11 protein-coding genes are annotated in these 11784 nt (G+C 63.0%); 5 read left to right on the top strand and 6 right to left on the bottom strand.

Going from position 1 to position 11784, the window contains the following annotated elements; all coding sequences use genetic code 11:
- Window positions 1–2 precede the first annotated feature (2 nt).
- Window positions 3–1412 (bottom strand): heme o synthase, encoded by a 1410-nt coding sequence (gene cyoE, locus ACK509_RS03905; RefSeq protein ID WP_410765184.1) that lies wholly within the window; start codon window positions 1410–1412, stop codon window positions 3–5.
- Between the two features lie 149 nt (window positions 1413–1561).
- Between cyoE and coxB the strand changes: the two genes are divergently transcribed.
- A complete protein-coding gene (gene coxB / locus ACK509_RS03900; protein ID WP_410765183.1) occupies window positions 1562–2281 on the top strand; it encodes a cytochrome c oxidase subunit II in 720 nt (239 codons plus the stop codon).
- Between the two features lie 116 nt (window positions 2282–2397).
- Here the strand turns inward: coxB and ACK509_RS03895 are convergent, their stop codons facing one another.
- Window positions 2398–2826 carry an adenylyltransferase/cytidyltransferase family protein gene (locus tag ACK509_RS03895; protein ID WP_410765182.1) on the bottom strand — a complete coding sequence of 143 codons (429 nt, stop codon included), beginning with the start codon at window positions 2824–2826 and terminating at the stop codon, window positions 2398–2400.
- Window positions 2823–3308, bottom strand: coding sequence for a Mov34/MPN/PAD-1 family protein (locus tag ACK509_RS03890; RefSeq protein ID WP_410765181.1), 486 nt, complete (start codon window positions 3306–3308; stop codon window positions 2823–2825). Before ACK509_RS03890 ends, ACK509_RS03895 begins: the two co-directional genes overlap by 4 nt.
- A gap of 362 nt (window positions 3309–3670) precedes the next feature.
- On the opposite strand from ACK509_RS03890, the gene ACK509_RS03885 reads away from it, so the two are divergent.
- Window positions 3671–5572, top strand: coding sequence for a DHH family phosphoesterase (locus ACK509_RS03885; protein WP_410765180.1), 1902 nt, complete (start codon window positions 3671–3673; stop codon window positions 5570–5572).
- 12 nt (window positions 5573–5584) lie between these two features.
- On the opposite strand, the gene ACK509_RS03880 is transcribed toward ACK509_RS03885, so the two are convergent.
- Together ACK509_RS03880 and ACK509_RS03875 are read right to left on the bottom strand one after the other, a co-directional pair.
- Window positions 5585–7171 carry a phospholipase D-like domain-containing protein gene (locus tag ACK509_RS03880; protein ID WP_410765179.1) on the bottom strand — a complete coding sequence of 529 codons (1587 nt, stop codon included), beginning with the start codon at window positions 7169–7171 and terminating at the stop codon, window positions 5585–5587.
- A 42-nt stretch (window positions 7172–7213) separates the two neighbouring features.
- Complete coding sequence (locus tag ACK509_RS03875; protein WP_410765178.1) at window positions 7214–8473, bottom strand: HEAT repeat domain-containing protein; 1260 nt, start codon at window positions 8471–8473, stop codon at window positions 7214–7216.
- Between the two features lie 111 nt (window positions 8474–8584).
- Between ACK509_RS03875 and ACK509_RS03870 the strand changes: the two genes are divergently transcribed.
- The 3 genes from ACK509_RS03870 (at window position 8585) to ACK509_RS03860 (ending at window position 11318) form a co-directional block, all read left to right on the top strand.
- Window positions 8585–9352 (top strand): carbon-nitrogen hydrolase family protein, encoded by a 768-nt coding sequence (locus tag ACK509_RS03870; RefSeq protein WP_410765177.1) that lies wholly within the window; start codon window positions 8585–8587, stop codon window positions 9350–9352.
- A 60-nt stretch (window positions 9353–9412) separates the two neighbouring features.
- Entirely contained in the window at window positions 9413–10489 is a 1077-nt protein-coding gene (locus tag ACK509_RS03865) for an NADH:flavin oxidoreductase/NADH oxidase (RefSeq protein ID WP_410765176.1), read from the top strand.
- Window positions 10490–10571: 82 nt separating this feature from the next.
- The gene (locus tag ACK509_RS03860; RefSeq protein ID WP_410765175.1) at window positions 10572–11318 is read left to right on the top strand and encodes a hypothetical protein; all 747 of its coding nucleotides are present in this window, start codon (window positions 10572–10574) and stop codon (window positions 11316–11318) included.
- On the opposite strand, the gene ACK509_RS03855 is transcribed toward ACK509_RS03860, so the two are convergent.
- A complete protein-coding gene (locus ACK509_RS03855) occupies window positions 11315–11779 on the bottom strand; it encodes a hypothetical protein (RefSeq protein WP_410765174.1) in 465 nt (154 codons plus the stop codon). The genes ACK509_RS03860 and ACK509_RS03855 overlap by 4 nt on opposite strands.
- Between the last annotated feature and the right edge of the window lie 5 nt (window positions 11780–11784).

The following is an 11784-nucleotide window of genomic DNA, read 5'->3' as shown; positions in this document are numbered from 1 at the left end:
GATTAGAGAACGAGCGTATCGACGACGATTGCGAGGAGCAACGTGCCGAGGTACGCGTTCGAGGCGTGGAACGAGCGGAACGCGGCGGTGTCGTCTTGGTCGTAGTGGAGTTTGACGACGAAGTAGAGGAACAACCCGCCGAAGACGACGCTCGTGAGCAGGTAGACCGCGCCGAGGGCGTCCATCACGCCGAGGATGGCCGCCGAGAGGAGCGTCGCGCCGAGCCACCAGAGGATGTGCTTGCGCGTCTCGGTCTCGCCGCGTACGACTGGCATCATCGGGAAGCCGCCACGAGCGTAGTCGTCCTTGTACGCGAGCGCGAGGTTGTAGAAGTGCGCGGGCGTCCACATGAAGATGACACCGGCGAGGATGAGCCCGCCGAGTCCGATTTCGCCCGTGACGGCGACCCAGCCGATGAGTGCCGGAAGCGCGCCCGCCGCGCCGCCGATGACGGTGTTCTGGACGGTGTTCGGCTTCAAAATGAGCGTGTAGACCACGCTGTAGAATGCGATGGCGGCGAATCCGAGGACGCCGACGAGCAGGTTGACCGACGCGAACATCGCCACAGAGATGAGCGTCAAGAGAACGCCGAAGGCGATTGCGTTGCGGACGGGAACGAGGTCCACCGCGAGGGGTCGGTCACTCGTTCGCTGCATCTTGCGGTCCACGTCGCGTTCGAGGACGTGATTGAACGTCCCCGACGCGCCAATCGAGAGGACGCCGCCGCCGAGCGTGAGGAGGAGGACGCGCGGCGTCAGGCCGGGCGAGACCGTCCCGGCGAGTGCCATACCCGCCGATGCGACGAGACAGAGCAACCACATCAGTCGTGGCTTCATCAGTTGGAAGTACGCCCACGCGGTCGCCTTTGCCCGTGCGATGGGTTCGGTCGGTACCTCGGGGCGCTCGTAGTCTTCGACGAGTTCGTCGGCGCTCTCTGGTGGTGCGACTGGTCTGTCGCCTGGATTTCCAGTCTCGGATTCGAGTGTCCACGCGAGCGCGAGGATAAATCCACCGAAGATTGCCATCCCAACGAGGAGATGGAGCAACGAGAGGGACGCGCCGCCGCCGACGGTAGCGACGACCGCGCCGAGTCCGGCTTGTGCGGGGTAGAGAACGGCAGACGCGGTTACGGTAGCGCGGACCCGTCGAGACGTGTTTGCTCGCCACGCCGAGACGAGCGTCGCGAGGACGAGCAGTCCGACGAGTACCGCGGCGATGCGGTGGCCGACGGCGACCCTGCCGTCGAACGTTGTCGGGAGCGTAAAGCCGTCTCCGCAGATTGGCCACGCCGTACACGCCGCTGTCGCGTCCGTGAGTGCGGTCGTCGCGCCGACGAGAAGGAGGACGTAGACGCCCATCGCCGTCGCAGCGAGCAAACCGTGGAACGTGTTTGAAGCGCGCGTTGTGGCCACGAAAGTCACCTACGACTGAATTGGGACGTGGTGTATTTAGGATCCGCGCTTTCTGGGCCGCCGTATTCGTAATCGAGTGGTTCGAAAACCGAATGGCTGGCATGAGAGTCGGTATGCATTTATGCAGCTATTCCTAACCCTCGGACAGCATGAGAAAGACGCGTTTCGCGCTCGCGTCCCTGCTCGTGACGGTCGCGGTTGCGCTCTTTGCAACACCCGTCGCGGCGCAGACGTCTGCCTCGTCAGAACTTATCAACCAGCTGAACGGGAAGCTGCTCTACATCGCAATCCCGATTACGCTGCTCGTAGAGGCCATCCTGCTCTACACAGTCTATAAGTTCCGCAACTCCGAGCGCGCTCTGCCGACCAAGGAGAACCGCCGTCTCGAAATCACGTGGACCATCGCAACCGCGATTATCCTGCTCTTCGTCGGCGTCGCCTCCTACGGCGTGCTGGCAAACGAGAACGTCACGTACCAAGCGGACTCGATTTCGGCTGACGAGGACCCGGTCGTCGTCCACGCCGAAGCCTACCAGTGGGGCTGGAACATGTACTACCCCGAAGAGGGTAACTTCACCTCCGGCACCGAAATCGTCATCCCGAAGGACCGCCCAGTGGTGATTCAAGTGACCTCACAGGACGTGATACACGGTTTCCACGTCCCCGACTTGGCGCTGAAGACTGACGCGCTCCCGCAGTCGACGAACACCATCAAAACGGTCGCCTACGAGGAAGGCACCTACCAGGGCTACTGTACTGAGTTCTGTGGTGTGGCTCACTCGCAGATGTACTTCACCGTCGAAGTCGTCTCCGAAGAAGAGTACCAGACCTGGCTCGACGAACAGCAGCAGTCGCAGTCCAGCGAATAATCGCTATTCGCTTTCTCTTCGTTTTCACTTCCCGTGAGCGGATGTGCTGGATTTCTCTTGGAGAGCGCGAGCGTTGCGACTCACAACGTAACACGCAGAAAACCGCGATACCTGGCTCACCCGCGACGTTCTAAAACCCGGTCGATGATGCGCCCCGTCGAGAGCAACTCGTCTTCGTATGCGGGGTCGCGTGGACTCGCGCGGGCGACTTCACAGTCGATACCGCGCTCGGCGAGCGCCGCTTCGAGGTCGGCCTCGTCGTGGTGTTGGTCGTAGCCGAGGACGATGAGGTCGGGGTCGATTTCCTCGATTGGGACGAAGATGTCCGTCTCGTGGCCGAGGTGTGCTTCGTCGACGACGCCGAGTGCGGCGACCATGTCTCGGCGCTGGCGGTCGTCTAAAATTGGTTTGGCCTTGTGGGTCACGTTCGAGGAGCGGGCGATGATAACGTGGAGTTCGTCGCCCATCGCGGCCGCATCGGAGAGATAGTGAACGTGGCCGGGGTGGAGGATGTCGAACGTCCCTTGGGCGATGACGCGCGTCATTTGTCCAACTCCGCGTCGATGTCTTCCTGCGTGAAGTCGAAGAACGATTCGGGGTCGGGGAGGTCAACGTCGAGGACCGGCAGGTCACGAACCTCTCCCGCTTGGTCGAAGGCCTTCCAGTCGTTCGGGCCGTAGGGAGCGCCGATGATGATGTGGGCTTTGCCGCTGCCGAAGGTGTCGAGGTCGGCGTCGCTCGGGCGAATCACGCCGTTCGGGTGCGAGTGAATCGACCCGACGGCCCGAAAGTCGTTCGGCACGAGGTCGTTTCGAACCGTCGCGCTGTACGGGTCGGAGACCGTCCCCGGAATAATGAGTACGTCAGTGATGACGTATCCATCGCGGTCGAGGCCGAGACGCGTTGCGTCTTCGCCGCGGAGCAACCCCATGTACTCGTTGGGGTGGGTCTCCGCCGAGGCTTCGAGTGCGAAATCGAGCGCCTCACTGGCGATTCCAATGACCTCCCGCGACCGAAAGAGTCGCATAGAGTGTCGTCCGACCGCGCGGCATCTAAGGGTTCCGAAACGGTCAGTGAATACGAGAGACAGGACCGCCATACTGAGGTGGTCAGCCGACGGATTATCGGTGTGACGCTCGATTCTGAACTCGTCGCCCGCGTGGGAGACGCCCTCGGTGCCGACGGGGCGCCGACCACGACGACCGAACTCAACGGGGGGCACGTCTGACGGGTCTGCCGACTCGATTTCGACGGACTCGACCCTGTCGTCGCCAAGGTCGGTGATACGCTCGTTGTTGCTGGTGTTCGTGCCAAGTCACTTCGACGCGAATCGCTCCCACACGCGAGACATTTGTAAAGCTTAACACCACCCCCGAACTTAAGCCGACTATGAACGACGAGAACGCCGGGGATTCCGGCGGCGACTCGGGTCCGAATTCGGACTCGCGACCAATCGTCTACGACCTCGCTCCGAATTGCACTGCTGACGACGCTGATGTCGGCGCACACTACCACGCTGTCGTCAACGGCGTCGTCGAATACGGCATCTTCGTTGACGTCTCTGACTCCGTCTCCGGACTGATTCACGAGTCCAACCTCTCGAACGAGTACAGCGTCGGCGACCGACTCGTCGTCCGACTCGACGACGTCCGAGAGAACGGCGATATCGCCTTCGTCGAAGACACGCCCGATAACTACCGCACCGAAACCGTCGACCACGAACCAACGATTACGCCGATTGCCGACCTCTCGACGGGTGAGACGGTCACTATCGAAGGTCTCATCGCCCAAATCAAGCAGACTGGCGGCCCAACGGTGTTCCGCATCGCCGACGAGAGCGGCATCGTCGCCGCGGCGGCCTTCGAAGAAGCGGGTGTCCGTGCGTTCCCACACGTCGAACTCGACGACGTGGTGCGCCTCTCGGGCACCGTCGAAGACCACGAAGGCACGCGCCAACTCGAAGTGGACGACCTGACGAAACTCGACGGCGACGCGGAAGCCGACGCACGCGAACGCATCGACGCCGAGTTCGCCGAGCGCGCCCAACCCGAATCGGTCGAACCACTCGTGGAATGGCCCGCATTCGAAAAGCTCCGCGACGACCTCGAAGAGGTTGCGACGCTTCTGCGCCGGACGGTCCTCGAAGGCCGCCCACTCCGCGTCCGTCACCACGCAGACGGCGACGGCATGTGTGCCTCGGTCCCTGTCCAACTCGCGCTCGAACGCTTCATCGAAGACGTTCACGACGACCCCGACGCTTCGCGCCACCTCTTCAAGCGCCTGCCCTCGAAGGCACCGTTCTACGAGATGGAAGACGTGACGCGCGACCTCAACTTCGCACTCGAAGGTCGCGCACGGCACGGCCAGCGCCTTCCGTTCCTCCTCATGCTCGACAACGGCTCGACCGAAGAGGACGTCCCCGCCTACGAGAACCTCGCACACTACGACGTTCCCATCGCTGTTGTCGACCACCACCACCCCGACCCCGAGGCGGTCAACCCACTCCTCGACGCGCACGTCAATCCGTACCTGCACGGCGAAGACTACCGAATCACGACGGGTATGATGTGTGTCGAGCTCGCGCGGATGATTTACCCCGACGTGACCGACGAACTCCGTCACGTCCCCGCTGTCGCCGGTCTCTCGGACCGCTCGAAGGCCGAGGTCATGGACGACTACATCGCACTCGCCGAAGCGGAAGGCTACGACCGCGAAGAACTCCTCGACGTCGGTGAAGCGCTCGATTACGCCGCTCACTGGCTTCGCTACAACGACGGTGCGTCCATCGTCAACGACGTCCTCAACGTCGGCTGTGACGACGACGAGCGCCACGAGGAACTCGTGGAATTCCTCTCGTCGCGTGCAGAGCGCGACGTGGACCGTCAACTCGAAGCGGCGGAGCCTCACCTCGAACACGAGCGTCTCGACAGTGGCGCAAACCTCTACAGCATCGACCTCGACAAGTGGGCACACCGCTTTACCTACCCAGCACCGGGCAAGACCACGGGCAAACTCCACGACCGCAAGGTCAAAGAGACGGGCGAGCCGGTCATCACCATCGGCTACGGCCCTGACTTCGCCGTCCTCCGCTCCGACGGCGTTCGTCTCGACATCCCACGGATGGTCGCCGAACTGAACGAGGAAGTCGTCGGCGGTGGCGTCTCCGGTGGCGGCCACCTCGTCGTCGGTTCCATCAAGTTCGTCAGCGGCATGCGCGAGGAAGTCATCGACAGCCTCGTCGAGAAGATGGCCGAAGCGGATATCGACGAAGAACTCTCTTCGACCGCGTAAGCCCCGAACGAACTACGGTTCGAACTCGATTTTTCGTAGCGCGACCAGTCCGGCGAGCAATGCGCATCCTGCGAGTGCAACGAGAACCGGGCGTGGCCCGCGATTGCTCGCTCGCCAGTCTGCATCGAATACACGACGGTAGTACGCCGCGGCGTCTGGGCTGTCGAGCGCGACGACGATTTCTCTGTTCTCGCGTGCCGAGTGCCGGTTCCAGTTGAGACTGCCGACGATAGCCGTGTCGTCGGCGACGACGCCCTTCGCGTGGATTGCACCGTAGCGACCCGCAGGCCGGGCGAGGCGCACCGACAGCGGGTTGCCGGTCCGTTCGGCCCACGCGTTCAACTGTTCGGCGAGTCGCTCGTTCTCCTCTTCGACGTACCACACGCTCCCGAGCAAGAGGCGGACGCGAACACCGCGCTCGGCGGCGCGTTTGAGCGCAAAGACGAACGGGGAGTCTGTTTCGACCGTCGGTTGAACCACGTCGATTCGTCTCTCGGCCGAATCGAGACGACGAATGACCGCTGCTTCGGCGTTGTCGGGCGCGCGGAGGACGGACACTCGCTCGACGCTCACCTGTGCTGGTTGTACTTGCGATGGGTACGGTCCACTCGCGGCGTCGGCATCGACGAACGATTCGCCGAGTCTGTACTGGCTCCACCTTCGTGCCTCCGCCAGCGACGAATCGTCTTCGAACGTTCGCGCCAGGTCGGCAGCGACTGACGCAGACTCCATGACGACGCCCCAGCCGCGACTCTTGTTCCCGCCCGTGCCCGACGGCTTCCAGTTCTCGGTCATGACGAGCGCGTGGTCATCGACCACTGCGTACTTCGCGTGATGAAATGAGTGTGGGCCACCGACGACGCGGACCGTCACGCCCGCCTCGACGAGTCTATCGAGGACGCGAGCCGATTGTCGCGGAAAGCCCCCGACTGGTGCGTCGTCCACGAGTACCTCAACGCGAACACCCCGTTCGTGGGCGGCAACGAGTTCGTCCCCGATTTCGGGCGACGAGACGACGTAGCCTGCGAGCAAGATTCGTGTTTCGGCATCGCTGAGTGTCTCCCTCGGGACGGTTGGCGAATCTGGAAGGGTAAAGAGCGTCGCGTTCGCCGGACCGTGGGTTGTGACTGGTCGTTTTGGGAGCGTTCGCGGCCACCACGACCACCCATCGTCGTTCCGCGTCACAACCGCGCCTTCCTCGGCGTTGTCGTACGAAAATCGGTCTTCGACCGTTCCGTTGACGCTGAGTGTGACGGTCTCACCGCCGTTTGCGAGACTGAGGCCGGGTGTGATAACTGGGTACTCGGTGAGATTTGCGGCGACGTTGGGAGCAGAGGCGACGGCGACGACGCCGCCGGACGCGACGAACGAGACCTGAGTCTCGCCATCGTCGAGCGTGACCGTCGTGCCTGTGGGTGCCTGCACCGCGATGAACTCTCCTCGGTCGTCGGGTGTCGCGGGGTTCGGAAGTGCGGCGACGAATTGGGCCGAGGACGTGTGTTCGGTCCGTTCACCGGTCTCGGGCGTTGCGGCCGCTGGCGTGACGACGAGTAGCGAACAGCAGAGCAAGACGGCCACGACGCGGTGGGTGTACGACACACCCCGCGGTGGTCTCGTCTTCCGATAAAAAGATTCGCCGGGTTAGACCGTCGCTTCGTGCGTCACGTCGTCGCCGAGGAATTCGGCGGCGAGTTCAGCCTCTCGCTGGACGAGATAGGAGCGGTCGTCCGCGTAATCGGCGGCCGCTTCGAGTGCGGTTTCCGTGCCAATCTGTCGGAGTGCCCACGCCGCGCTGGCGCGAACCGAGTCGCTCTCGTCGTCTGCGAGTACGTCCGCGAGCGGGTCGACGGCGCGCGTGTCGCCGAGGATACCGAGCGAGCGTGCGGCGGCCGAGCGAACGTTGCCGTTTTCGAGTTCGAGTTTGTTCGCAATCGGTTGGGTGGCTTCTTCGGAGCCAATCTCACCGAGTGCTTTGAACACGACCTTCTGGAGTGCTGGGTCGTTGTCGCTGTCGATGTAGTCGATGAGCATCTCGACACCCTCTTCGGCACCCATCTTGCCGATTGCCTTGATGGCACCCTTGTCACGGCGCTTGGCTTTCGTCGCCATCGCGTCGTAGCCGCGTGGGTCGTTCATGCGCGTGAGCGTCTCGATACAGTACTCCTGCATGAAGTTGGACTGGAGGCTCTCGAACGCGAGGACGATCATATCGACGTTGCCGCGCTTCTCGTGTTCTTTGAGCGCCGAGAGTTCCGGCGGGTAGTCCTTGTAGTGGCCGAGAACGTCGTAGAAGCCCTGTGCGTGGAGTTTCTCGCGGACTTCGAGGTCGTCCCACTCTTGGGAGTCGTCGAGGCCGGTCGTGAGACCCTCGGTGACTTCGAGGAGGTCCGCGATGGTCTCTGCGTCCTCGTCGGCGTCGAGGTCGGCGGCTTCGATGGCCGCGATTGCCTCGTCGAGCGCGGCGTTCAGGTCGGATTCGTCGCTTCCATCGACAGAGACGTCGGCGTCGAGGACGCCGTTGAACGCTTCTGCGAAGGATTCGACGGCGGCGACGATTTCGTCCTCACCTTGCTCGGTCCAGCGGGTGTCCGAGATGGTAGTCTTGGCATCTTCGAGGTCCTCGACAGCGTCCTCGGCGTACGGACCGCGCTGGTCTTCGAGGTCGTCACGTAGGTCGGACAGTTTCGAAGTGAGTTCCTCGGTTGGGTCGTCTTCGTCTTCGTCGTCCGGTTCGGGCAGGTCTGCCGCCTCGATATCTGCGTCGATGTCGTCGAGCGTCGCTTCGACGTCGTCGAGGTCGGCTTCGGTCTCTGCGGCTTCGAGGGCCTCTGCAGCCTCGTCTAGGCGTTCGTCGAGGCTCTCGAACGAGAGTTCCGTCGTATCGTCGTCCCCGTCACTCATATGACGGAAGTCCGTTCGTTGGTAAAAAGAGCGTTTCCCTTCGCTTCGGCGCTCGCCCCAACGTTGCCTCTATTCCGGGGTGTTTTTTCGCGGGAGGGCGTCTGTTGGGCTATGACCGGTCCCACCGTGGCGATTCCACAGCTCTCAATCGCCGATTTAGCCCCCAAAGAGAACAAAACGAAGATTCGAAATCGAGCGGAAGAAATCCCCGAACGTGTCGATATCGCTCTCTTTCCCGAATACGCACTGACGGGCTTCGTCGCCGACAACCGCGCGTTCAGTGGTGCGCTCACCCGCGACGACGCACTCGGTTTTCTCTCTAGACTCGCCGACGAACACGAGTTCGACGTACTCGCGGGGTATCTCGAACAGGACGGCGAGACGTTGTACAACGCGACTGCTTACGTTCCACACGACGGAGAGCCAACAATCTACCGCAAACGCAACCTTTGGGGTGACGAAGCCGCCATCATCACACCAGGCGAGGAACTCGTCGTCATCGACACGCCCGCGGGCAAGACTGGCCTGCTCACCTGCTACGACCTGAACTTCGTCGCCGAGAGCGCCGCGCTCACCGACGAACGCATCGACGCGCTCTTCGTCGTCGGCGCGTGGCCCGCCGAATATTCGGAGAACTGGCGACTGCTGTGTCGCGCCCGCGCGCTCGATGGTGTGCGATGGCTCGTCGGCGCGGGCCGAACTGGGAGCGGGTCGATTCCCGGGTCGGACCAGACAGAATTCGCAGGTCGCTCGCTCGTCGTCAGACCAGACGGCTCTGTCGCGGCCGCGTTGAACCGCGACGAGCGCGACCTCGTGTGGACGCTCGACCGCGACGTACTCGACGACCACCGCGAGTTCGTCGGGTCGGTCGAGAAGTAAAACCGGCCTGCATCACCGCAACCGGGTGGGGCTTATTGTTTCGGACGCAACGAAGGTCCAATGACGGACACGCTCTTTACTCCGCTGACGCTCCGCGAGACCGAGGTTCCAAACCGAGTCATGGTCTCGCCGATGTGCCAGTACTCTTCGACCGACGGCTTCGCCGACGAGTGGCATCTCGTCCACCTCGGGAGTCGCGCGGTCGGCGGCGCGGGAATCGTCATGACCGAAGCCACGGCGGTCTCTCCAGAGGGACGCATCTCCCCCAACGACCTCGGTATCTGGAGCGACGACCACGCCGACGCGCTCGCCCCGACCGCCGAATTCATCAGTGAACACGGGAGCATCCCGGCGATTCAACTCGCTCACGCGGGCCGAAAAGCGAGTATCGCTCGCCCATGGGAGGGTGGCAAGCCGGTTCTCGAAGAAGACGGTGGATGGACACCGGTCGCCCCGAGCGACATCCCGTACCCACGCGACGAGCCCGCTCCAGACGTTCACAAGCTCACCACCGAAGAGATTCAGGACGTCATCGACGACTTCCGCGACGCCGCCGAACGCGCATTGGACGCTGGCTTCGAGATTGCAGAGGTCCACGCCGCTCACGGTTATCTCCTCCACGAGTTCCTCTCGCCGGTCGCCAACGACCGAGACGACGAGTACGGCGGGTCGTTCGAGAACCGAACGCGACTCGTCCGCGAGGTTACCGAGGCCGTCCGCGAGGTATGGCCCGACGACAAACCCGTCTTCGTCCGCATCTCGGCGACCGATTGGCTGGACGACCGTGAGTCGTGGGACCTAGCGCAGTCAATCCGTCTCGCGTCTGACCTCGAAACACTAGGCGTAGACCTCATCGACGTGAGTTCGGGCGGCATCCACCCCGACCAGCAACTCCCGAACACCGGCCCCGGCTACCAGACACCGTACGCCGAGCGCATCCGTGAGGAGACGGACCTTCCGGTGGGCGCTGTCGGAGGGATTCGGACCGCTCGCCACGCAGACGAACTCATCCGCAACGAGCGCGCTGACCTCGCCATCGTCGGGCGCGAACACCTCCGAGACCCGTACTTCACGCTCCACGCCGCCGAAGAACTCGGCGAGGACGTGGAGTGGCCAGTGCAGTACCGTCGTGCCTAAATAGGCCGTTTTCTCACGTTCTCGCCTTCTCCCCATCACCCCGCCTCAAACGCTTATCCCCACAGCGACCGAATCGTCGGGTATGAGCGACCGACGACGGAACGACGAGGTACTCGACCTGCTCGAAGACCTTGGGGAGACACTGGACGAACTCGGTGCAGAACTTCGAGCAGAGCGCGCAGGCGAGCGCGACACGCTCGGCCAGTTCCAACCGCCGCGCCCGCCGACTTTCGGCGAGGTCATGCGTTTTACCGAGTCCTACACCATCCCGACGGTCATCGCCGTTCTCGAAGCGACGATTGCCTCGCTCGAACTCCTCCGTAAACTGATGCGCCTTTCGGACCCCGGGCGTGCCTTCGAAGACGACCGACTCACGTCAGACCAGCGTCTCCGCGAAGCACCACGTGTCGCCGTCTCGGGTGTCGAACGCGCCCTTGCAGAACTTCGAACTGCACTCTCGGAGGCCGACCTCCCGACGAATCCCGAGGCCCGCGATATCCTCGAACGCGCCCGAACGCTCACCGACGAATTGGACGCCCGAATCGACGAAGCCCAGCGAGACCGCTCGGACCGCGAACGTCGATGGCGCGACGACGAGACGCGATTCGAATCTCGATGGCGGGGTAACGAACGTCGCGGCGGGCGGTCGTACGCCGACTCGACGCCCGTCCGAATCGACGTGACCGACGAAGGCGACGAGCAGAACGCTGTACAGGAGACGCCTGACGAACCCACAGAAATCGACGTGGATGCCGAACTCGAATCTATCAAGCGAGAAGTGAACGGCGACGAAGATGCGGACGACGACGGCGAGAACGACGAAAACTAACGAGCTGGTCTCACGTTTACTTCGAACAGCCCTGAGAGCCACGCGGCGAGCGCAATGAGGGTGATCCCGGCCAAACCAGTCACCAATACCGGCGTGCGCTGTGTACTCACGAGGAGGACTCGAAGTGCGAACAAGAGCGAGAGAGTGCCGACAATTGCCAACGCACCCGCCGCCCCGAGTCGCCAGTGTGGGAGGTCAGTTCTTCGAGAGACCGCGCGGAGAACACCGGCGAGCGCCGCCGCCCCGACACCGAGTGCGACGAGATAGACACCGAACAACAGGTCGTAGTTCGCGCCCGCAGAGCCGAATGCCACTTCGATGAGGTCGAAGCCGACGATGAGGAGGTATCCCGGAATCTGGAGGGGTTGGAACTGAAGGCCGAACGCGAGGCCGTACAGGCCGACGAGGACGGCTACCGTGACGACCGAGTCACGGAGGAACAGGGAATTTCGGGCGTTCATACGTC

Source organism: Haloferax sp. DFSO60, from assembly GCF_046557615.1.
Classification (GTDB): domain Archaea; phylum Halobacteriota; class Halobacteria; order Halobacteriales; family Haloferacaceae; genus Haloferax.
The sequence above is the reverse complement of the archived record's forward strand: the minus strand, read 5'-3'. Positions and strand labels throughout refer to the sequence as shown.